19 protein-coding genes are annotated in these 21,625 nt (G+C 61.6%); 3 read left to right on the top strand and 16 right to left on the bottom strand.

Going from position 1 to position 21,625, the window contains the following annotated elements:
- The first annotated feature begins 6 nt into the window (after positions 1-6).
- Genes P5540_04255 through P5540_04245 form a run of 3 tightly spaced genes read left to right on the top strand, consistent with a single transcriptional unit; the run spans position 7 to position 3,122 of the window.
- Positions 7-1,272 (top strand): ATP-binding protein, encoded by a 1,266-nt coding sequence (locus P5540_04255; GenBank protein HRT64017.1) that lies wholly within the window; start codon positions 7-9, stop codon positions 1,270-1,272.
- 3 nt (positions 1,273-1,275) lie between these two features.
- Positions 1,276-1,533, top strand: coding sequence for a hypothetical protein (locus P5540_04250; protein HRT64016.1), 258 nt, complete (start codon positions 1,276-1,278; stop codon positions 1,531-1,533).
- A gap of 32 nt (positions 1,534-1,565) precedes the next feature.
- Positions 1,566-3,122: a hypothetical protein gene (locus P5540_04245; protein HRT64015.1), complete on the top strand. Its 1,557-nt coding sequence runs from the start codon at positions 1,566-1,568 to the stop codon at positions 3,120-3,122.
- On the opposite strand, the gene P5540_04240 is transcribed toward P5540_04245, so the two are convergent.
- The 16 genes from P5540_04240 to P5540_04165 form a co-directional block, all read right to left on the bottom strand.
- The gene (locus tag P5540_04240) at positions 3,112-4,725 is read right to left on the bottom strand and encodes an O-antigen ligase family protein (protein ID HRT64014.1); all 1,614 of its coding nucleotides are present in this window, start codon (positions 4,723-4,725) and stop codon (positions 3,112-3,114) included. The two genes, P5540_04245 and P5540_04240, sit on opposite strands and share 11 nt — an antisense overlap.
- Positions 4,726-5,817, bottom strand: coding sequence for an A/G-specific adenine glycosylase (mutY, locus tag P5540_04235; GenBank protein ID HRT64013.1), 1,092 nt, complete (start codon positions 5,815-5,817; stop codon positions 4,726-4,728). It abuts the gene before it with no gap.
- A gap of 77 nt (positions 5,818-5,894) precedes the next feature.
- Positions 5,895-6,845, bottom strand: a complete 951-nt coding sequence (locus P5540_04230) for an endonuclease/exonuclease/phosphatase family protein (GenBank protein ID HRT64012.1) — start codon at positions 6,843-6,845, stop codon at positions 5,895-5,897.
- Between the two features lie 151 nt (positions 6,846-6,996).
- Positions 6,997-8,019 carry a formylglycine-generating enzyme family protein gene (locus P5540_04225; protein ID HRT64011.1) on the bottom strand — a complete coding sequence of 341 codons (1,023 nt, stop codon included), beginning with the start codon at positions 8,017-8,019 and terminating at the stop codon, positions 6,997-6,999.
- Positions 8,020-8,040: 21 nt separating this feature from the next.
- Positions 8,041-9,225, bottom strand: coding sequence for a hypothetical protein (locus P5540_04220; protein ID HRT64010.1), 1,185 nt, complete (start codon positions 9,223-9,225; stop codon positions 8,041-8,043).
- A gap of 122 nt (positions 9,226-9,347) precedes the next feature.
- A complete protein-coding gene (locus tag P5540_04215) occupies positions 9,348-10,646 on the bottom strand; it encodes an extracellular solute-binding protein (protein HRT64009.1) in 1,299 nt (432 codons plus the stop codon).
- A gap of 16 nt (positions 10,647-10,662) precedes the next feature.
- A complete protein-coding gene (locus P5540_04210) occupies positions 10,663-11,952 on the bottom strand; it encodes an adenylosuccinate synthase (protein HRT64008.1) in 1,290 nt (429 codons plus the stop codon).
- 9 nt (positions 11,953-11,961) lie between these two features.
- The gene (locus P5540_04205; protein ID HRT64007.1) at positions 11,962-12,420 is read right to left on the bottom strand and encodes a DUF1844 domain-containing protein; all 459 of its coding nucleotides are present in this window, start codon (positions 12,418-12,420) and stop codon (positions 11,962-11,964) included.
- 259 nt (positions 12,421-12,679) lie between these two features.
- Positions 12,680-13,135 (bottom strand): nucleoside-diphosphate kinase, encoded by a 456-nt coding sequence (ndk, locus tag P5540_04200; GenBank protein HRT64006.1) that lies wholly within the window; start codon positions 13,133-13,135, stop codon positions 12,680-12,682.
- Positions 13,136-13,213: 78 nt separating this feature from the next.
- The gene (locus P5540_04195) at positions 13,214-13,603 is read right to left on the bottom strand and encodes a diacylglycerol kinase family protein (GenBank protein HRT64005.1); all 390 of its coding nucleotides are present in this window, start codon (positions 13,601-13,603) and stop codon (positions 13,214-13,216) included.
- A gap of 12 nt (positions 13,604-13,615) precedes the next feature.
- Complete coding sequence (gene aroQ, locus P5540_04190; GenBank protein ID HRT64004.1) at positions 13,616-14,050, bottom strand: type II 3-dehydroquinate dehydratase; 435 nt, start codon at positions 14,048-14,050, stop codon at positions 13,616-13,618.
- Between the two features lie 10 nt (positions 14,051-14,060).
- Positions 14,061-16,748: an O-antigen ligase family protein gene (locus P5540_04185; GenBank protein ID HRT64003.1), complete on the bottom strand. Its 2,688-nt coding sequence runs from the start codon at positions 16,746-16,748 to the stop codon at positions 14,061-14,063.
- A 46-nt stretch (positions 16,749-16,794) separates the two neighbouring features.
- Positions 16,795-17,886 (bottom strand): MraY family glycosyltransferase, encoded by a 1,092-nt coding sequence (locus P5540_04180; GenBank protein HRT64002.1) that lies wholly within the window; start codon positions 17,884-17,886, stop codon positions 16,795-16,797.
- Positions 17,887-17,989: 103 nt separating this feature from the next.
- Positions 17,990-18,112 (bottom strand): hypothetical protein, encoded by a 123-nt coding sequence (locus tag P5540_04175; GenBank protein ID HRT64001.1) that lies wholly within the window; start codon positions 18,110-18,112, stop codon positions 17,990-17,992.
- A 45-nt stretch (positions 18,113-18,157) separates the two neighbouring features.
- Positions 18,158-19,291 (bottom strand): glycosyltransferase, encoded by a 1,134-nt coding sequence (locus P5540_04170; GenBank protein HRT64000.1) that lies wholly within the window; start codon positions 19,289-19,291, stop codon positions 18,158-18,160.
- Complete coding sequence (locus P5540_04165) at positions 19,288-21,522, bottom strand: ATP-binding protein (GenBank protein HRT63999.1); 2,235 nt, start codon at positions 21,520-21,522, stop codon at positions 19,288-19,290. The genes P5540_04170 and P5540_04165 overlap by 4 nt, the downstream gene beginning before the upstream one ends.
- Positions 21,523-21,625: the final 103 nt, after the last annotated feature.

Below are 21,625 nucleotides of genomic sequence, written 5' to 3'. Positions count from 1 at the left end.
TTGTTCATGGACAGCGACATACCATGGTTGCGCGATGTCCCTCCTTCGGACATGAAACGGATCGTTGACGCGCTGTATCGCGTTCACCGCCTCCTGTCCGCGATCACCGATCTGAACGCGCTGCTCGAACGGATCATGGAGGAGAGCAAAGGCGTCGCGAACGCCGAGGCGTGTTCCCTGATGCTCTATGATCCCGAATCGGGCGAGTTGTATTTTCAGGTGGCGCAAGGCGAGACGGGCGATCAGCAGGCGCTCAAGACGGAAGTCCGGCTGAAACTCGATCAAGGCATCGCCGGCGCCGCCGCCACCGCGCGACAAAGCATCAATGTGCCCGATGTGGCCCGTGATCACCGGTTCTATGGGGCGGCGGACGCCATCACGCAGTTCAAGACGCGATCGCTGCTGGCGGTGCCGCTTGTGGATCGCGACGCGCTGATAGGCGTCGTGGAAGTCGTCAACAAGGTCGGGGGCGGCGCGTTCACGGACACGGATCTTCGCGTGATGGAAATGTTTTCCTCGCTGGCCGCGACGGCCATCTCGAATGCGCGGCTGATCGAACACAATTTGCGCGCGGAACGCATGGCCGCCATCGGCCAGGCCGTGGCCGGTCTTTCCCATTACATCAAGAATATCCTTACCGGCATGACGGGCAGCGTGGATCTGGTGGATCGCGGACTGGCCGACAAGAATTTCGAGTTGCTTGAACGATGCTGGCCGATCTTCCGGCGCAGCGCCAAACGCATAACGATTTTCGTGCAGGACATGCTCGCCTTTTCCAAGCCGCGCAAGCCTGCCTACACCCTTTGCGACATCGAAACCGTCGTCGCGGAAGCCAAGGAAACCTTTCTTGGCCTGCAGGCGCAGAAGAACCTGTCAATCGTCGTGACGCCGGCCGACGGCAAAACGACGGCCTATATCGATCCGGAAGGCATCTTCAGTTGCGTGCTCAATTTGTTGACCAACGCGGGGGACGCGGTGGCGCCGAACACCGGCGTGATCCGTATTTCGGCGCGGATGACCCCGGGCGAGTCCGGCAAGGACCTCGTTATCGAGGTGGCCGACAACGGGCCTGGCGTTCCGGAAGATCAACAGCGCCTCATCTTTGAGCCGTTCTATTCGACGAAAGGTTCGGGTGGAACCGGTCTGGGGCTGCCCGTGACGCGGAAAGTGGTGCGCGAACATGGCGGCGATATTTTCGTGGAACGCGCCCCGGAAGGCGGGGCCCTGTTTCGCATGGTCATTCCGGGCGCCGACAAGCAAAGAGAAGGATAGTGCATGGTGTCGAATTCACGTTTCGATGCGGCGGGATGGTTGTTCTGGACGGTGGTGTTCGTGTTGTGCGCGGGACCCTGCATGTATGCGGCATGGCAAATAATCGATCCGAAGGCCAATCGGCTTTATCCCATAGGAACGGGCTTCGTGGTGGCCGCCATTTTGGCGGGTTTCATCTCGTGGGCGGTCAACGCGGCGCTCCAGTGGCGAGAGAAGAGGCAACGCATCGAGCGAAGAAAAAAGGCGCGGAAACGGAAATGATCGCCGCGTCTCCCGAAACACGATAAGCCGAAATGACCGAAATAAAAGACTTGGTCCGGTTTGTGAATGAGAATCCGGACGATCATGAGTCGCGTTGGCGCCTGGCCAAGAAACTCTACATGGCCGGCGAATACGAACGCGTATTGGAACACCTGCTCTTCCTGCAAGCGCATTGGGTGCCGAAAGTCAACGTGCGGCGCTATCTTGGCGCGACGTATTATCGCCTCAAGAAATACGACGAGGCCGTGGCGGAACTGGAGTCGGCCGTTGAGGAATGGCCGGACGAGTTGCCTCTGCGCGAACAACTCGCGCGGGTTCTCGAAGTGGCGGGCCGCCAAGCCGAGGCGGATCACGTATGGCAGGAACTTGCCCGGCGCGATCCAAGCCGCATGTCCCTGCGCGACTCCGACACGCCGCGCATGGCGCCCGCGCCCCCCGAAAAGAAGCAGGACAAGCCTCGGCAACCCGGAATCGCGGGCGCCGCCCAAGCCATGAGCCGGACCTGCCCTTCTTGCGGCGCGCAAAATACGGAAGGCTTCGAGCGATGCTGGAAATGCCGCACCGAATTCAGCGACATGGACAAGACGATAGATCCGTTTACGCCGGTTTTGTCGTCTTCGGGAAATATCGCGAGCGCCGTGTACGACCCCTTTGTTCCCACACCGTCGCCGGACAGCACGCCGCGTTTCAGACCCGTGCGCCAAAGGACCACGAACGAGGCGTGGCATATTCCCGTCGCGACGGCCGGCGGCCTGCTGCTGCTTGCGGGCATCTATTTGACGGCGGCCCATTTGTCCGAGTTGCGCGCCATAGAAAGCGCCACAACCGTATATACAACAGTACACGAGCTGTTTGCGCGGCGCTTGGCCGCCTCCCATCTCATCATGGGTATCGTGTTGTTGCTTGCATGGCCGGGCAGCCTGTGGCTGGCTGCCACGCTCGTGCCCCGCGCGGAAGTTCCGGTGCGGACGGTCGTCATTCTCGGCGGGGCGTTGGCCTCGCTGGGGTATGTGGCGTCCTGGGCGCCGCCGGAATGGCTGGGGTATCTTTTTCTGGCCATGCTGGTAATATCGGCGGGGGCGGTCGTCATGACATTCCATCTGGAAATACGGCCGGCTCTTGCCGCATGGGGCATTCATGCCGCCATGCTGATCAGCGTGCTGCTGGTCGTGTTGGCCGCCATGGAAGGATTTTCCATCGTCGTCGAATACCCGGCCATGGCGCGGTATGCCCGCGTGCACGACATGGTTCTTGGGCGGAACGACGAACCGGGCCGCACGGCGATCCCGGCCGTTTCGTTGCCGAAGCAATTCACGATCACGTTCCATTCAACCGGATCGTCGTGGCTGGACGCGAAGGGATCGGTAACGGGGTTTGAAATCACCGGCGCCAAGCCGCAGGACAATTTGACCATCGAGTTGAAGGATGAAAACCGCACGCGCTATTACGGCCACGCGGATTCGGATCCCTTCGATTTCGTTTGCGAGATTGTGCCCGGCCGGCCCTACCAATTATCGTTGGACGGCAAGCATGGCGCGCGTATCGATCTGGTTGTCCGGGGCATTCTGCGGCCCGAATTCAACGAGTAAGGTCCGCGCCGGCAAGTCGCGCCGCATCGGCGCACGCCGGCCATCGCCGCAGACAGTCCTCCGCATGGCGGCGGGCGGCATTGCTGTCGCCGAGCCGGTATGCAACCAGCGCCAGCCCTAGGTGGATGTCCCCCGTGTCCAATCCTTCAAGCGCCCGCTGGAACTCGCGCCGGGCTTCCATGTCCCGTCCCGATTCGGCGAGCGCAATCGCATGGGCGCGGTGCGCCGCGGCATTCGGCCATGGCCATGCGACCGCGCGCGCGTAATATTCCAGCGATGCTTCACTGTTGTCGAGTTGGACATCCTGGGCCTTCCGAATCATCACGCTGGGCACGACGACGGCCCATGTCAAAAACAGGGCCGCCGCCGCGACAGGTATCGCGGCAATTCGCGATCCGCGCGTACTCGGCGATTTATCCAAAAGGGGGACAGCCAAAAAGATCAGAAGCGTCAAACTGTGGGGAACGCTTTCAAGAATTCCGTTGAACAGGGAAAACGTCAACAGGGCCGCCAAAGGGCCCGCCGCGATCCACGCCGCGGGACCGCGTGCCCGCCGGAACCACACGGCGGCCATCCAGGCGCAGCACAGAAGGCCCGGCACGCCCGTTTCCGCTAGAAGGCGCAACGGTTCCGAATGCGGCTGATCGGCGTGCCGCTCGATGGCGTCCTTGGGCATGATCGTTTGCGTACCCTGGCGTCCGATGTACGACGGGCTCCAGTAGGCGTACTGGCCCGGACCGACACCGATCAAGGGATGATCGCGCGCCATCCCGATGGCCGCTTGCCACATGGCCAGCCTCGACTGGACGCCCGCCGTTTGCGGAATACGGCGAAATGTGGATTGCGGAAATGCGGCGGCGATCATGAACACGAACGCCGCCATGCCGGCGGCAATCCATTTCATCCGGGACGGCCCCGATTCCTGCGCGGCCCATGCCGCGATCACGCCGACAATTCCCGCAAGCCATGCCGATCGGGACTCGGACAGCAAAACACCGGCCAAGGCGACGAGCAGCGCGGCAAACCACGCGCGGCGAAACCATCCGGGCGCGGCGACGGTTGCCTGTCGAAACAGAAGGGGAAGCGTCGCGGCAATAAAGCCGCCGGTAAGGTTCTGGTTGCCGAACACGCCATACATCCGCTGGCCGTATTCCGGAAACGGGGGAAACAAAACCGGCAACAGGCCCGAAAATTGAAGGATTCCAAGAAGCGCGACGGCGGCGCCCGACAACGCCGCCGTTTTGGCCACAAGGTCGAGCCGGCGCGCCATCTGGACATGTTCCGCCGAAAAGCCGGCCACGGTCAACAACAACGCAGCATGGATCAGAATCACAACCGCGTCGGAGGGAACGCGCACCGGCGACGCGATCAAGCGGGCCAGCCATAAGGCAACCAGCGCCCACAGCGGCGCAAGCGCCCCGAAACCGCGCCATCCCATGCCCCTGCCGAAAAGGGAAACCACGGCCATCGCGACGGCGCCCGCGCACAACACGGCCAGTTTGGCATGCAGGAACGAGGTCATTTGAAATGAGTAGGAAAAAACGGACAAGACAAAAGTGGCGAGGACAATAGGAACAAAAACACGATCAAGGCCGGCGGCCATTTAGTCCCTCTTTCGCGCGGCCACCAACCTGGCCAGCGGATGCTGTACCTTGGGGAACGCGAATGTTTGTAATTGCCCCGGTTCGACCCATCGAAACTCGGTGTGGAAAACGGGCGCCGGTTCGCCCCGGAGGATTCGGCAGCCGTAACTGTACAGCGTGACGCGAAAATGCGAGTACGCATGATCCGTGCTCATGACGGCCCGTCCGACCGACAGCGAAATCCCGAACTGCGCTGAAAGCAGTCGGCCCAGCGCATCCGCATGCGATTCGCCGTCCTGCACGTCTCCGCCGGGAAATTCCCACAGGCCGCCGAGCAGGCCCTTCGGCGGACGCCGGGCTATCAGGATTTTACCGTTTCGCCGAATCACGGCGGCCACCGCGTCGCGATGGGGCGCCGCTTGGGCCGGACGGCGTACCGGCCGCGACTCCGGCCGTCCTTCGGCATGCGCGCGGCAGACCCTGCGCAACGGGCACTCCCCGCAACGCGGCCGCCTCGGCAGGCACACCCGCGCTCCCAGTTCCATGATCGCCTCGTTGAACGCGCCGGGATCTTTTTCGGGCACGAGCGATTCGGCAAGATCCCACAAATCGTTGCGGGTCTTGGCCGCGTCCACGCACCCCGAAACGTCGAACACGCGCGCGAGCACGCGGATGACGTTCCCGTCCAATACGGGCGTCCGTTCCCCAAAGGCCATGCTCGCAATGGCGCCCGCCGTGTAGCGACCGATTCCCGGTAACCGCATCCACTCGGACGCCGTGCGCGGGAAATGTCCGCCGTATTCCTTCACGATCATCCGCGCGGCGCGGTGCAGATTGCGCGCGCGCGAGTAATATCCAAGCCCTTCCCAGCACTTGAGCACCTCGTCTTCCGTAGCGGCGGCCAGATCCTGGACAGTCGGAAACGCCGCGATAAACCGTTCGAAATAGGGCGTGCCCTGTTCGACGCGCGTTTGCTGAAGCAGGATTTCGGCGATCCAGGCCGTGTATGGGGTGCGGTTTCGCCGCCACGGCAGATCGCGGGCGTTGGCGCGAAACCACGCCCGCAACGCGCGCACAATCGGCCGGCCTGCATGGTTTTTTCTTGTGTGCACCGCGAAATCTCCACGACACGGGAAGCATACCGGGACATCGCTTTCCCGCACAAACCGAATGCCTGGTTCCCCGCGTTTTACGGAACGGCGGAGGGCGGATGGGGCACGGGTGTAATTTGAATGGTAGAGATGTAGCCGGGATGATCGCTGAGGTGGGTGCGGCCGCCGCCGGCAAGGTCAATTTCCTTGTCCATGATCTGCGTGTCGAGCACTTCGAAAATGTATCGGGGATTGCGCACGGCGAAGATGTGGTCAATATGCGAATCGAGTTTCATCATGCGCACGAATCGCCCGCGATCCATGGCGTCCCGCAACATCGGGCGGTCAACGCGCGAATTCATGTCGCCGACGATGAACGCGGGAGACGCGCCCGCCGCCGAGCGATTGACAAAATCGGCCAGTTCGAGCAGTTGGACCGCGCGAACGCCGTCGTATTCGGGCGAACCGTATCCGGCGTGCGCATGCGTGTCGTAAAAATCAACATACCCCGCGTTGTCCGGCAATTCGATGCGCGCGAGCGCCACGCCTTTCCCGCCCCACCAGTCGCCGTGGTAGGGCTTGTACCATTTGCCTCCCAGCGTGTACCGGTGGAAAAACGCCTCTTTGATGGGATACGCGCTGAGGATGTACTTGCCGCTGCCGACGAAGCCGCTAGGATAATATTCACGGTATTTGAGGCGCGATCCCTGCACCGCCCGCCATAACGTCTCGCGGTCCGCCTCGACCCATGCCTCCTGAAGGCCCACAATATCAGGATCGAGTTCCGTGAGGAGGGCGCCGATGGCCGCCATGCGTTCCGGGCGGTTGAAGGATATCAATAACATGTCGTGAATGTTGAAAGTCGCCACTTTCAGGGTCACCGGTTTGGACAGCGGCGGCGGCGCTTCGGCCATCAGTCGGCTTTTGCGGAGGTCCTGTTCTGAAGGCGTGCGGTAATTGAACGGAATCGCGCAAATCAGGATGGCCCATGGCAGGGCCGCAAGCCCCGCCATCAAACCCAGCACAATCAAGGGCCATTTCCAGCGCATCGCCATCTCCCTAGCCGCCTTCCCAATCATCTACGGCTGAAACCGGATCTGTCACATTCGACCTTCTTCATGCGCCGCCGGTGTCGGATTGCATGCGAAACGGACGAAATTTGCTGTGTTGGTCCTTTTTTTGCCTTCGGCCGCGGATACCTTACTCGATATCCTTGGCGCAGCGGAAACCCACGCGAAGGCCGCCGGTGGTGTCGGGCGGCAGGTAATAACGGAAACTGGTGCGTAGCGCGGCGGCGTCCGCGCCGGTCGAACCGCCCCGCAAGACCTTGAAGGTTTCGCCGTAATCCTCGGAGGGCGAGTCGTTTTCCGGATAGGGCTGGTACCAGTCGGCGGTCCACTCCCACACGCCGCCGGCCATGTCCATACACCCGTAAGGGCTTGCCGCGGCGGCGATGGATCCGCCGCGCGGCGTCGTGTCGCCGGCGCATACGAGGCTCGGATCGAATACTTCGCCCCACGGGAATGTGCGCCCGTCCCATCCGCGCGCGGCCTTTTCCCATTCGGCCTCGGTGGGCAGGCGTTTTCCAACCTTTGCCGCATAGTCGGCGGCTTGCCGCCAGTTGACGACTGCGGGGACATTCTCCTGTCCTTGGGGAAATTCAAATTCGGGGAAAACGGCCTTAAATTCGGCGTTGGAAACCTCGTATTTATCCATGAAAAAAGGACCGGTGGTAGCCGTGCGCTGCGGCTTTTCGTCGGCGTCGCCCTTGTCGCTGCCCATGATGAAGGGCCGTTCGGGTATATAGATCATTCCTTCCGGGGCCTTCGGCGGCCATTCCACGGACGGAAGCGATTCCAGATTCAGGTTCGGCGCCGCCACGATAAGATAGCCCGTTTCTTTGCGCGGGGCCTGTTTCCAGAAGAAATCCGTTCCGAGGCGCTTGCCGAGAAAGGCGGCATAATCCCCGGCTTCGCGGGGCGTCATCAGAACGGGCGCGCCTTCCTGCCGGGCCTCGAATTTCATGCCGGGACGGAACTTCTTGAATTCGCCGTTGTTCACGAGCATGACTGATGAACCGCCGCCCAGGCCGCTCCTGAACGTTTGTTCCGTCAGATCGGCATCGGACGGCGCCGGAACCTGGGCCATCGCCCACACGGGCAACAGAAGCGCCGCCAACATGGGAAAAAACGGCCTGAATATTTCACGATTCACGCGATGCATCGCTCGTTCTCCTGCGTGTTGCTACCATTCCGGCGCAATGACGCCGGCATGCCGTCCGTACCAGTAAGCGTGAAGAAAGGGCACGGGGCTTTCCTCGCTTTCAGCCTCCACGGTCTGAACGCCCTCCGGCGTGTCGATCCGCCACGTTCCACGCTGCCGGTCGGCGTCCCAAAGCGCCTTGATCGCATTCAGGCGCGCCTCATCGATCGTCTTCTCGCCGGCCACTTTTTCGTACACCATCGCGAAAAACGGGTCGCCGCCTTGTCGCCAGACGTGCCAGTACCGGTTTAGGCCGGCAAGATACTTGGGGCGAATTCCGGAATTGTCCTCATTCTGTATCAGGGATTGCAGGGCGAGCGCGGCAGGCCGGTCGCCGGAGGTGTCGTTCGACGCGAGATCGCGCGCAAGGATGACTTCGTCGTCGTAGCGATAGCGCACAATCAGGCGGTTGTACGCCGCATGGTATGCGACTTTGCCGGTCAATTTGAGCGCAATTTTCAGGCTCGATAGGATATGGAGCGATTTGGCCGGCTCGTGTGGCAGATCGGGGCTGGCATTCCCGAAAAGGCTGGTCTTGCCGTTCGGTTCGACAATGCGCATGTTGTTTTCGATGCAGTGCCCCATCACGCGGTCCACGAAAGCTGCGGCGATCTTCCGATGCGCACTGTCCGCGCACAGATCCCAATACGTTTCGATGCCCGCGATCAATGCGGCCAGGTGATCCGTTCCCATCATGCCGAGCCAGCGGTATCCGGCCATTGACGCCGAGTCGCGCCACGCCGCCGGAATGAAAAAACATCGCTCGTGCCAAGACGGACCCTCCGCCTTATAGAAACTTCGGGCGACGCATCCGTCCTGGCCGGTCACTTTTTCCAATTTCAGAATGCCGTCCATGACCTGATCCGCAAGCGCGCGGGTTTCCGGCGACTGGGTCACGGCGTATTCGTGGGAAAGAGCGGCAAGGTAAAGGCCCGTTTCCAGCGCCGCATTTTCATGCCGTCCGACGGACGGTAACGCGGAACCCGCCGGCGGAAACACGACCATCGGCAGAACAATCCCCTCGTTGAGGTGGTTGCCCCGGACAAGTTGGCCGAAGCGTTCCGCGCGGACGTTCAGGGGATCCTCGCGTGCCGGAAAATCATTCACCGCCTGCGGCCATGCCGAAAAAGCCGCCGCGGCAAGCGTCAAACAAACAGCGATTCTCATGTGCCTTCCTTTGCAACCCATGATTGCCCGACACCACCGGGAGTCGCCACGCGCATTCCAGCCGGGCCGAAAATCCAAGTATACCATGCCTGCCCGTATGGCGCACACGGAAATAAAAGCGATCATGGGGCAAGGCATCGGCCAAGGCCGGCGTCGAGTTCGAAGGCGATGGCGGACCATGCGGAAACCAGGGGCGTGTTGCGGGAAAGATTATAGGCCGCGTCAATTCCTTCGGGAAGCGGGGCATCTTTCATAAGACTTTTTCGTGTGGGCGCGGAACCGTTCTGAAACGCCTCTTGATCCTGAACGGCAGGGCCGGTGAGGAAATCAAGCAGGGAAGCGATCGCAGCGCGTTTGGCGTGGGCGTGTTTGGCAAAGACGACCAAGACATCGTCGCTTTGCCGGGAGACCGGGCCGTTCTTGCCGGGAACGGGCGCGATGCCGATGGGAAACTGGGCGTTGCGGATTTGAGGCATGTATTCGCTGCCGGCGACGGTCATGGCGAGGCGTCCGGAGAGAAAGAGGGCCAACGCGCCGCCGCAATCGGCAAGGACGCGGGGGTGGGCAAGACCGTCCGTCCGCAATGAGAGGAGAAAATCGAGCGATTCGCGCGCGGCCTCCGAATCCAGGAGACACCGGGTCTCGTCGCAGATATCGCCGCCGGCCGACCAGATCGTTTCAAGATACGGAAGATGGCCGAGAGCGTAGACCGTCTTTTGAGGATCTTCACCGGGCTTTGAAAGTTCGCGGGCCCGCTGGCGGAGATCGTTCCAAGTGGACGGGGTGATGGGTGGGGGCTGGTGGCCGGGAGTGGATGGCGGGCAAGGCGGGCCGAGTTTCTCTTTGTTGTAAAAGAGCACGGAGCAGAAACCATCGGCTGGAAGGGCATACAGGCGCCCATTGCGTTTGAGCGAATCGATCGCGACGGGTCGGAAATCGTCGATCAATTCACGCGGCAAGAGATCGTCGAGTGGGGCCGCCCAGCCGCTGTCGGCCAACCGTGCGAACCATCCGCGTTTCACCAGCGCCACGTCGGGCACGTCGCCGGCCGCAATCGCCACGGTCAATTTTTGGATCGCCACAGACCAGTCGCCAATATACTGGAGGTCGAATTTACAGGCCGGATGCGCGGAGCGGAAAGCCGCGACCCGTTCGGGATGCGCCAGAAGCGCATGCGATATCAGGGGATGCGAACAGTACCAGAAAGCGGTCTCATGGGGATTCGCGGCGCTTTCCGGAAAACGCACCGGATCGGAGAGGAGTTTTCGTTCCTCATCGAGGATTTGTTGAATGCGCTGGGCAGTCCTTGCAAGGGCCTCATGAGGCGGGAGGGGCGGCGGGGCGGAAAAACAACCGGCAAGGAGCAGCAACACCGCGCACAGCGGAAACCATGAGCTGTACTGTTCTCTTCCCGTGGCCAATGCGCGACAGGTTGCGCTATGCCAGCGGATCGAAGCGTTCGATGGTCTGCTCGCGGCCGGGGCCGACGCTGATGGCGGCGATGGGCACGCCGACGAGTTGTTCCATGCGGGTGAAATAGGCTTGGGCATTGGCGGGGAGTTCCTCCCAGCGTGTGCAGAGCGAGATGTCCTCGGCCCAGCCCGGCAGTTCTTCGAAAACGGGCCGCACGCGTTCGAGCACGGCGGTTTGCGACGGGAACTCGCCGGTCGTTTGTCCGTCTATCTCGTACGCGGTGCATATCTTGACGGTTTCGAGTCCGCCGAGAACGTCCGGCTTTGTCACGACAAAGTGCGTGGCGCCGTTCAATCGGGCGGCGCGCCGCAGTTGGACCACGTCGAGCCAGCCGCAACGGCGGGGACGCCCCGTGGTCGCGCCGTATTCGGAACCGCGTTCCCGGAGGTAATCTCCGACGGAGTCGGTCAGTTCGGTCACCATTGGGCCCGCACCGACGCGCGTCGTGTAGGCCTTGACGATGCCGATGACGCGCTGGATGTCGGTGGCGCCGATGCCCGCGCCGGAACAGGCGCCCGCGGCGACGGTCGAGGAACTGGTCACGAAGGGGAAAGTGCCATGGTCTATGTCGAGCATCGTGCCCTGCGCGCCTTCGCAAACGATGCGCTTCCCTGCGGCGATGGCTTCATGGAGCATGGCGACGGTATCGGCCCCAAAGGGCCGGATCCGTTCCGCGTAACCGAGGTATTCGTCGCGGACGGATTCGAACGCAAGCGGTTCGGCGTCGAACACACGGGTGAGAATGCGGTTTTTGTATTCGAGCATGGCGGCGAGTTTCGCCTCGAAGAGTTTGGCATCGAGCAGATCGCCGATGCGGATGCCGAACCGGTCGGCCTTGTCCGCGTAGGCAGGGCCGATACCGCGTCCGGTGGTTCCGATGCGATTCTTGCCCCGGAGCGATTCCTGGCACTTGTCGAGCGTCTTGTGGTACGGCATGATGACATGCGCGGACAGGGAGACGTAAAGACGCCCCTCGACGTGGTGCCCCGTTGCGGCCAACGCGTCGAGTTCCTCAATCAGCACGGCGGGATCGACCACCGTGCCGTTGCCGATCAGGCACACTTTTCCGCCGTGCAGGATACCGCTGGGAATCAGGTGCAGAATGGTCTGCTTGCCGGCGACGACAACCGTATGCCCGGCATTGTTGCCGCCTTGATGGCGCACCACCATGTCGGCGTACCGGGTCAGGTAGTCAACGACCTTGCCCTTGCCCTCGTCGCCCCACTGCATTCCCACTACGACATTCGTTGGCATGGATTATCCTCACATGGAAACGGGAGCGAATCCCGATCCGCCCATGGGCTGGCCGCCGAAGCCCGCCTCGCGCATCGCGGATTCCTGTAGTTGCTGCGCGCGCAACACATAGGCCTGCTGCAACTGGGCTAGGCTTTCCGTCAGCAAACCCTGCTCTTCCGGCGTCAGATTGCCCTTCGTTTTGTCGCGCAGCATCATCAGCATATCAATGATGTATTTGGCTTCGTCGAGATCGACCATGACTTCCTTGGCGTCTCGCGGGACAAGGATGCCCAGGGCAATCAAGCCCTGCATGGAAAACATATTGACCAATCCCGGAAACGACACGGGATCGGGCTCGGCTTTCTGTTCGCCGACGGATTCTCCGGTTTGTTCCGCTGCCTTCCGGGAAGCCTCTTCCTTTTCGCGCTGGGCGCGGGCTTTCCAGTCCTCGTCAATGATGATTTTGGGGCCGTTGTCATCCGGCATGGGTGTGTCTCCCTGTCTGTTTCCGCCCTTTTTCTGGCCATAAAGAGCCGGTCCCGTGCGGCCGGGACCGGCTCGTATCTTCGCGCCGCGGTAGCGTTCCGCACGGGGAACGTCCGCGCAGGCGGCCATGCCGTCTGCCTACTTGTTCTTGTGACGATTGGCGCGCCGCTTCTTCTTCCTCTTGTGCTTCGCGATTTTAGCGCGCCGGACCTTTCGTCCACCTGCCATGCATCGTTCTCCTTATTGTGCCGCGAGCCGGTTAGAGCTCGGCCAGCCAGTGTCCATCGGGCATCGAATAATTCCACAATTCGCTGTCCGTAAAATACAATGCCATTTCGCGCCGCGCGGTCTCGACCGAGTCCGATGCATGCACGAGATTCTTGCGCGTGTTGACGCCGTAATCGCCCCGGATGGTGCCGGGAGCCGCCTCTTGGCAATCGGTGGCGCCATTGATGGATCGCGCCATCTTCACGGCGTTCGGGCCTTCCCAGACCATCTGGATAGTCGGACCGGAAATCATAAAATCGATCAACCCCGCAAAAAAAGGGCGATCCGCGTGCGCGGCGTAAAGCCGTTCCGCGTCCTCGCGGGTCAAAATCCGCATTTTCAATCCGGCCAAACGCAACCCTTTGGATTCGTAGCGGCGGATGATGTCTCCGCACAACCGGCGGCCCACGCCGTCCGGCTTGATCATCACAAAGGTCCGTTCAAACACAATTCAACACCACCCGTTGGTCAAGGGACAGGGCATGCCCTTCCACTTTGCGGAAGCAGCCCTCGCAAGCGGGAAATACTATAACAAATGCCGGACGATCCCTGCAAACCGGGTTCCGAATACGATCGCCGCGATCAAAACGGAAAAAATCACGGCGAGCAAAACAGCCCCGGCGGCGGCGTCTTTGGCGTGGCCGGCCAGGGGATGGCGTTCGGGCGAGGCAAGGTCGGTCAGATGTTCGATGGCGGTGTTGATCGTTTCGGCGACAAGCACCAGAAAGACCGCCGACGCGAGCAGCGCCCATTCGATACGGTCCACGTGGAAAAAGATGCCCGCCATGAAAACGACGGCGGCGGCCATTGCCATGATCCATGCGTTCGGCTGGGTATGAAAAACATGTGCGATCCCGCGAAGCGCATAGCCGAGGCTTCTCAATCGTTCGGCGGGCGCAAGCCGGCGAAGATCCATGACCGGTCCCGATCAGCGTTTGGCCAGCGTCGTGGCGGCAATCAGGGCGAGACGGTATCCCTCGGCGCCGAATCCGCAGATTGTGCCGGCGGCAACGGGCGCGATGTACGAGTGATGCCGGAAGGCCTCGCGCGCGTTGACGTTGGAAAGATGGACCTCGATGGCGGGAATGCCAACGGCGGCGATGGCGTCTCGAAGGGCAACGCTTGTGTGGGTGTAGGCGGCGGGATTGATGATGATTGCATCGGCCCACCCGCGCGCATCCTGTATGGCGTTCACGAGTTCACCTTCGATGTTGGATTGAAACGCGCGCACTTCGACGCCGAGTTTTCGGCCTTCCGCCTCGAGCATGGCGTTGATCGCGTCAAGCGTCACGCGCCCGTAGACTTCCGGCTCGCGCGATCCCAACAGGTTCAGATTCGGTCCGTGCACCACCAATACATTCATCGTAATCTCCTCATCGCATCGAGGCGATGGCCCGTTCGAGTTCCCCGGCCTTTTCAAGCGTCTGGCGTCCCTTGGCAATATAGCTTTCGCCCTCGGCGGCGTCAATGCCGTTTTGAAGCGCTTCGCCGAAACGGATTAGCGCCTCGCCGTACTTGCGCCACGACGACGCCGAAATCGGGTAGCACTCCGTGGCCGTTTTGTATTCCGCCAGGCCTTTTTCATAATAGGGACGCCGGGCCGAAGCCGCCTCTAGCCCCGCACGAAGCCAATAGGCCTTGGCCAGCCATTCGTGAAACAGCGGCTGCCACGGGGAACGCCGCACGCCTTCCCGGGCCCATTTCAGCATTTCCAGTGTATACCGTTGCTTGCGATCGGGCCGGTAAACGTTTTCCGCCAGCACATCATAGCACTGGACCATAAAGGTGGCAATATCCGGGTTGTGCGGGAAAATGGCGTCCATTTCCTCGATGCGGGCCAAGGCGAGTTCGATATGATCGAGCGCGCGCTGCTTGGCCTCGGCCGGCTTCGTAACCACGAAAAAGGCGTTTTCCGGCACGGGTTCGCCCGGAGCGAGCGCGCGATGGCCTCCCGGCGCTTCCGGTGCGGGTATCCGGATTGTGCCGAACGATTCGAGCATGGCGCGGTCCGGGATCAGGGAAGCGACCGCGATGATTTCCTTCGCGGGCAATCGGCCTTCCGGCTGCGGCGCGCTGGCTTCCTTGACGAAGAAGAGCGTTATGTCGAACAGCCGTGTCAACATCCGGTGGTTGCTGACGTTGACCAAACGGCGTTCACCGATGTTGTAGTCGCAGAGATAGGCGCGGGCCGCCATGCCGGCGAGCAAAGCCGCCACCGCCAGAACCGGCAGGGCCAGCACCTGCACGCGCCCGGTTCGAATCCCGGCCGTATGGCCCTCGACCGCATGATCCGAAAGCGCCAGAAACAAACCCGCCAACAAGAAAGCGAAAAAGGCCAGCGCGGGATTGTAAAACGGGAAATCCACGAGTGCATGGATGAGAAACGCGAGCAGGCCGGCATACAGTCCCGCAAGCGTCGCGCGTTTCATGGCGTCGTTTTCCCGCAGGATGCGCCGAGCGCCGGCCCAGATGAACCATGCCCAGAACCCGCAGAACGCAAGAAAGCCCAACAGTCCGGTTTCACAGAGTATCTGGAGATAATCGTTGTGTGCGGCCTTGACGTCACCGATGCCCACCTGCTGGTAGCGCGGGTAGGCAAATCCGAAGCAGCCGAGCCCGACGCCGATCACGGGATTGTCGATCGCCATGCGCAGGCCCGTTTTCCAGTAACCCAACCGTAGTTTGAAAGAGGCGGGATTAGCCAAGTCTTTCATGGTCAAATCCACGCCTTCCTTGCGAATCGGCGGCGGAGACGGCTGGGCGGCCCCGGGATCGGCCGCCTGCGCTTGCTCCATGGCGGGTTGTTCCGCGTGGGCATGCCATGCCGAAAACAGGGCGGCGCACACCAGAATGAGCGCCGCGGCCATGGCCGCGGCTCGGGGGACGAACGGTTTGTTCTTGCCGTAATAATACAAAACGGCGCTGGTCACGGAGGCCGCGAACAACGCCATGAGGCCGCCGCGGGAATACGTCAGCCAAAGCGCCGCAAGTTGCAGGAGAAACCAGGGCGGAAGCGTCCAGACGGCAATGGCGCGGCCGAGCATCCCGATGCCGTAACGCTGAACGATGCGCGCGGCGGCGCCCGCCGCGATCAACGGCGGAATGGCCACGAACAATATCCATAGGGCGATGTAGACCGGCCTATCAAAACCGTATCCAGAGCCGGGGTCGTACACCAGCGGAAGAAACGTGATGCGCTGGACGCCCGGATGGGTTGCAATCTCAAAGGTCGCGATAAAGGAAAACAGAAAATAGGCGATGGCCGTCACGCCCATCCACATGAGACCCGAAACCAGCAGCACGGATAGCGAGGACGCCCGCGGCCCGCGCGGGGTCTGGCGCGCCGACCGCAATTCGCGCAAAAGGCGTGTCGCGCCGTGGATGCTGCCCGCGAACGCGTAGGGAATGCCGATGACGAGCAGGGCCGCGAGGGCGTTTGGAAACAACAGCGAACCGAACGCGCGATTGACTTCAAGGCGGTGAACCAATTCGGGGCTGAGATTCGTCGTGCCGAAATACTGTTTCAGGAGCGCGGGCGTCCGCATGACGGATTCACGGACGTAGGGCAGCACATAATGGAAATGGACGAGGCTCCAGACGGTTTCGGCGATGGAACTCGCCACGAACGCCGTCAGGACAATGCCTACGGCGATGCGCGTCCGCAGCGCGTTGCATGCCAGCATGAAAAGGCACAGATGGCCGCCCCACACAATCAGGGCGCGGTACGTGGCGTCGAACTGGATCGTGGTCCAGGCGGTCGCGGCCGCGACAAGCCAGAATCCCGACAACAGCAAAATGGGGATGCCGAAACGGATGGGCGTCCCGCGCAGCAGAACTTGCGAGGCCCACAGCGTGAACAACAGCAAAATACCCCACACGAAATAAAAATTGTCCGTGGGGTATGTAATGCCGTCCAGCCAAGGCCGCACGACGATCAGCGCGCCGAGCCCCAACGCGATGGGTTCGCGCATCGCCGCGCGCCACCAGGGGAGATCCGCGGATTGTCCCGCGGGTTCGGAAATGCGGGATGCCACGGGACGGATCTTGTCGTTTTTTGCCATGCCAACGCCTTTGCCTGCCGGTTTTGCCGCCGAAAACGCGTGTAGTTTACCCGTTTTTGCGTCCTGCATTCATCAACAGCACAATGAGCAGAAACGCGCCGACGGTCTGCGCAAGCACGATGATCGTTCCGCCCAGCCCGACTTTCGGAAGCAATGCCGCGCCAAGTCCCGTCACGCCGGCGACCAGATAGATGAACTCGACCGCCTGCCGCTGCGACATGCCCAGCCGCACCAGCCGGTGCGAAAAATGGCGCTTGTCGCCTTTCATGATGGATTCGCCCTTGCGCCACCGGATATACACGACGCTCATCGTGTCGAATATCGGCACGCTCAGCGCCAGCAACGGGGCGGCCACGGCCACGCGCGATGGCGTCTGCTCCGTGTGAAACGTGCCCATGATGGCCACTGTCGCGAGGATGTAGCCGCAAAACATCGCGCCGGCGTCGCCCATGAAAATCCGCGCCGGATTCAGGTTGTGATAGAGAAATCCCGCCACCGCGCCCATGAAAATAATCAGGACCAGCCGCACCAAGTACTGCTCGTGCGCCTGAACGGCAAGAAAGAAAGAACAGGCCGCGATGACCGATATGCCCCCGGCCAGTCCGTCCATGTTGTCGAGAAAATTCAGCGAGTTGGTAAGCCCCACAATCCACAGTACCGTGACGGCGCCGCCGATCCAGGGACTCGACAACACGAACAACTCGATCCGCATGCCCGAAAGAACCAGCACGAGCGCGGCGGCAATCTGGCCCGCCAGTTTCACTTCCGGCGTCAGCACCTTCAGATCGTCCACCACCCCCAACAAGAAAATCAGCGCCCCGCCCGCCAAAATGCCGGTCAGTTTCGCGCCCGCGTTTTCGCCCAGCCCGGCCAGAAAGCGCTCCGCCCACCATTCCGAACCGAATTCAAGAAACAGCCGGGGCGCCAGAAAACTGACGAGAAGCCATGCGTAGAATGTCGTGAAGATGGCCACCCCGCCCATCAACGGGATCGGCGATTCGTGCATCTTGCGCTCGCCGGGATGGTCCATGAACCGCCATTTCAACGCAAGCCGCCGCACCAGCTCCGTCAGCAGCAGCGACGTCGCAAACGTCATCGCCAGCAAAAACGCGAATATCAGATACCAGTTTTCAGACATACTCAACACTCAGCGGGCGAAAGATCCAATCTTCCGATGCGCGAATCCGGAAATTTAAACGGCCTTTATTTCAACCATTTCCACGCTTGGCGCGGCGAACGTTTCACTTGGCTTCCTGCAACAACGGATTCACCATGCGTTCGGGATGTTGTTTGGCCGATTCACGCAAGAGCGCGCACAGCTTGCCTGCGTCCTTGCCTACTTCTCGGGCAATCAGTTTTTTCATTTGGTGGATTTCGTTCCAGATCGGGTCCGTCTTCATTCTCAGGCCCTAGTTCTTTACCTGCAATACTTCTTCAAACAAAGCAAACTCATCGCGCGCGGCGCGCTCGGCATGGAATTCCCGTTTCACCCGTTCCCGCGCGCGGTTGCCCATAGTGTCGCGTATGTGGGCATCGCCGAGCAAGCGGTTGATGGCGGCGGCCAGCGCTTCCGGGTCGCGCGGCGGCACGTTCAGGCCCGTCTCGCCGTCCAGATTCGCGAATTCGACCCCGGTGCCGAGCCGGGTCGCCACGACCGGCTTTCCGCAGGCGTGCGCCTCGAGAATGGACATGCCGAACGCCTCGCTGCGTTCCACGGATGGAAACGCGAACACGTCGCATCCGTGCAGATGATCCACGAGATCGGCTTGGCTCAGGGATCCCGGAAAATGGATGTTGCCGCCGACGGTGCGCGCAAGCGCCTCCAGAGCGGGACGCTCCGGTCCGTCGCCCGCAATGACCACCGGCGCGGGAATCGCCCGCGCAGCCCGCACGAGATATTCCAGGCCCTTGTAATACCGGTGGCGTCCGGCAAACAGTATGTAGCCACCGCCATAGCGTTTCCGCAACTCGGCTACGTGCGCCATGTCCGCGTGCTCGAACTCCTCGGTCAATATGCCCAGTGGAACCACGCGTATCACACATTTGCGTTGTTCTTCCGAAAGCGGGCGCATCACGGCCTGCAACATGGGAGATGTCTCCACATACGGACGCGAGGTGGGAATAATCATCTCGGCCCTGCGCAGAAACGCCGCCTGGATCGGGCCGTACACTTTCATCGCGGCGGCCTGGCGCACGACGTCGCTGTGATAACGCACGACGAGACGGCCCGGCGGCCTGGCGATCAGCCAGCCGATTTCGGCGGTCGGATTCGGCACATGCACGACAAGGACATCGGCGCGCGCACGGCGCATGCGCCACGGAAACAGGGGCGACGCCGGCGCGCTCTGGAAGCGTCCCCATTCGCCCACTTCGGTCACGCGCGTGCCATCGCGCTCGACCATCCGGGTGCGCAAGGTCCGCGAACATACCAGCGCCTCGACATCCGCCCATTGCCGCTGAAACCGGCACATCAGCGCAATGTGGCGCTCCATGCCCCCATGAACCGGCGGATCGAAATCCTTGTAAACGTGGACGATTCTCATGGGGCCGGGCGTTGTTCGAACAACGCTTCCACTTTGGCCATGAAATCGGAAATCAGGAAGGGCTTTTCAAGATAGGGACGCTTTGCCTCGCTGAGAAAATGACGCGTCTCGTACTTCATCATGTCGCCTGTCACGAAAAGGGAATGTTTCGCCAGTTCGGGATTGGCCTGGAGGAGATACTGGTAGAGGTCGTGTCCGCCCAGTTCGTCGGCGAGGAGCATGTCTATCACGACCGCGTCGTAATGGCCGCCAAGGAAATATTCCATGGCCTGTGCGCCCGTAGTGGCGGAATCCACCTCGTGTCCTTCCGATTGCAGCGCCATGCCCAAAAGAAACTGCAGATCCGTCTCGTCCTCGACGATCAGAATACGGCGGCCGGTTCGCGCGGGCGGCGGCGGTTCCTCGGGCGGTTCTTCCACGGTCTTTTTTGCGATCGGCAGCCGAATCGCAAAGCAGGCGCCGGGCCCCGTCGTCTCTTCCAGCGTCAAGGAACCGTGATGCTCCTGTACGACGGTGCGGCTCAGGCACAGCCCCAGTCCAACGCCGCCCGAATCCTTGCGCGTGGTGAAGAACGGCTCGAAGATACGTTCCCGATCCTCTTCCGGAATCCCGGGTCCGTCGTCGGCGACACGCACCACGACCTGGTCGGATTCCACGCCCGCCGTCACGGTCACGCGGGAAGCCGAAGCCGCCAAGGCATTGTCCACGAGATTCATGACGATCTGCGCCATCTGATCCGCCGCGCACTCGATGGGCGGGAGCGATTCGCCGAGCGACCACTCGATGCGCCGGGCTGCGACTCCCGTGTAGGCCGGCTGAACGCGATCGCGGATGACCACGCCGAGGTCGGCGGGCACATATTCGCGCGGATTGCCCCGCCCGAATTCGAGGAGATCCTGCACGATTTCCTTGCAGCGGATGCCATTGCGCAGGATGCGATCCATGGCGGCGGGCGCCTGCCCCGCCGGCATCCCATTCGCCAGCATTTCGGCAAACCCGATGATCACGCCCAGCGGGTTGCGCAATTGATGCGCCACGGCGATTGCCAATTGCGAGGCCAGCGACGTCCGCTGCTGCCGGATAATCTGGTCTTCCAGCATCTTTTGTTCGGTCACGTCGCGCACGATTTTGGCGGCATGCGTGACCGTACCATGTTCGCCCCGCAGCGGGATGGCGGTAATCTCGGTCCAGCGCGTTTCGCCGGACAACAGGGCGCATTGCACGACCGCGCGGTATGGCTCCCCGCTATCGAACACGCGCGATCGCAGGCAGTCTCCGCACCGGCCGGCCTCATCCAGGTGTTTTCGGCAGCACTCGGCCACGTCGTCCTCCATGCCGGCCTGGACATATTCACGCGCATGGGCATTTGCCGAAACCACGCGGTATGTGTCGTCTATGATGTAACAGCCGATCCCCATCATGTTGGCGAGATTCTCGAACATCCGCGCCTTGACGGCCACGCTGCCGGCGGCGCCTTCGGTGTCCGTCACCGCCACTGCCAGCCCCTCGCGCAATCCGTCTGGATCGAACAAGGCCATCGTCCAGAAGCGCGACGCCATGTGGCCGCCTTTGGCGGAGATCAGCGTTCCCTCGAACGATCCGATGCTGACCGCTCGCTTTTGCCGCAGAATCTGGCGGAAGCGGGCTGCCGTATCGGCGTCGCAATAGGACGCGAAAGGCTGGCCAATTGCGCGATCCTCCGACACGCCCATCATGCCGCAAAAAAAAGAATTCGCGAGCGCGATGGTCCCCTCGTTGTCGAGCATGACAAAGGCGCGATCCATCCATTCCGCCATCGCTTTCTGGCGGCGGCGGCCCGCCGCTTCCTGCTGGCGCTCTTTTTCCTTGTACACAAGGCCGATCTGTCGCAGGAACGGATCCTCGACAGACAGCGCGATCTCGAGAATTTGCGCCGGGGTTACGTCCTTTGCATGCGCTTCGCAATACTGTATGAACATGCCGCGAACGGCTTGCAGCGCCGTCAGTATTTCCTCGATGCCCGCGCCCGCGCTGCGCACGCTTTCGACATAGGCCGCGGTCCATTCCAGCGGAGGAACCGTGCCCTTGCGAAGGTATTGCACCTGCAAATCCCACCATTCCACCGCCAGTGCGCGCGCTACTTCGGGACGGAGAAACGTGAAATACCGTTCCATCGCCGCGAGAAGCGAATCGCGCGCGTTTTCAACGAGATTGGCCAAGGCAATCGATTGGGTGTTGGGCAGAACAATCATGATTGCGGACGCTTTCCACGGAAGCAGAAGGACTGCACAAAATCGGCCGCGGCCACGGCGTTGGTTCCGTCTGGTTTGCGCATCGGCATTTCCCTTCTTGTAC

It is taken from the genome of Candidatus Hydrogenedentota bacterium, assembly GCA_035450225.1.
In the GTDB taxonomy this organism is placed as follows: Bacteria; Hydrogenedentota; Hydrogenedentia; order Hydrogenedentales; family SLHB01; genus DSVR01.
Note: the sequence above shows the minus strand (reverse complement) of the source record. Positions and strands in the feature narration are given on the sequence as shown.

What these genes read in the sequence shown, in the direction of transcription:
- P5540_04255 (HRT64017.1), top strand. Translation starts at nt 7, where the DNA reads ATGGACAGCGACATACCATGGTTGCGCGATGTCCCTCCTTCGGACATG.
- P5540_04250 (HRT64016.1), top strand. Translation starts at nt 1,276, where the DNA reads ATGGTGTCGAATTCACGTTTCGATGCGGCGGGATGGTTGTTCTGGACG.
- P5540_04245 (HRT64015.1), top strand. Translation starts at nt 1,566, where the DNA reads ATGACCGAAATAAAAGACTTGGTCCGGTTTGTGAATGAGAATCCGGAC.
- P5540_04240 (HRT64014.1), bottom strand. Translation starts at nt 4,725, where the DNA reads ATGGCCGCCGGCCTTGATCGTGTTTTTGTTCCTATTGTCCTCGCCACT.
- P5540_04230 (HRT64012.1), bottom strand. Translation starts at nt 6,845, where the DNA reads ATGCGCTGGAAATGGCCCTTGATTGTGCTGGGTTTGATGGCGGGGCTT.
- P5540_04225 (HRT64011.1), bottom strand. Translation starts at nt 8,019, where the DNA reads ATGCATCGCGTGAATCGTGAAATATTCAGGCCGTTTTTTCCCATGTTG.
- P5540_04220 (HRT64010.1), bottom strand. Translation starts at nt 9,225, where the DNA reads ATGAGAATCGCTGTTTGTTTGACGCTTGCCGCGGCGGCTTTTTCGGCA.
- P5540_04210 (HRT64008.1), bottom strand. Translation starts at nt 11,952, where the DNA reads ATGCCAACGAATGTCGTAGTGGGAATGCAGTGGGGCGACGAGGGCAAG.
- P5540_04205 (HRT64007.1), bottom strand. Translation starts at nt 12,420, where the DNA reads ATGCCGGATGACAACGGCCCCAAAATCATCATTGACGAGGACTGGAAA.
- P5540_04195 (HRT64005.1), bottom strand. Translation starts at nt 13,603, where the DNA reads ATGGATCTTCGCCGGCTTGCGCCCGCCGAACGATTGAGAAGCCTCGGC.
- aroQ (HRT64004.1), bottom strand. Translation starts at nt 14,050, where the DNA reads ATGAATGTATTGGTGGTGCACGGACCGAATCTGAACCTGTTGGGATCG.
- P5540_04185 (HRT64003.1), bottom strand. Translation starts at nt 16,748, where the DNA reads ATGGCAAAAAACGACAAGATCCGTCCCGTGGCATCCCGCATTTCCGAA.
- P5540_04180 (HRT64002.1), bottom strand. Translation starts at nt 17,886, where the DNA reads ATGTCTGAAAACTGGTATCTGATATTCGCGTTTTTGCTGGCGATGACG.
- P5540_04175 (HRT64001.1), bottom strand. Translation starts at nt 18,112, where the DNA reads ATGAAAAAACTGATTGCCCGAGAAGTAGGCAAGGACGCAGGCAAGCTG.
- P5540_04170 (HRT64000.1), bottom strand. Translation starts at nt 19,291, where the DNA reads ATGAGAATCGTCCACGTTTACAAGGATTTCGATCCGCCGGTTCATGGG.
- P5540_04165 (HRT63999.1), bottom strand. Translation starts at nt 21,522, where the DNA reads ATGATTGTTCTGCCCAACACCCAATCGATTGCCTTGGCCAATCTCGTT.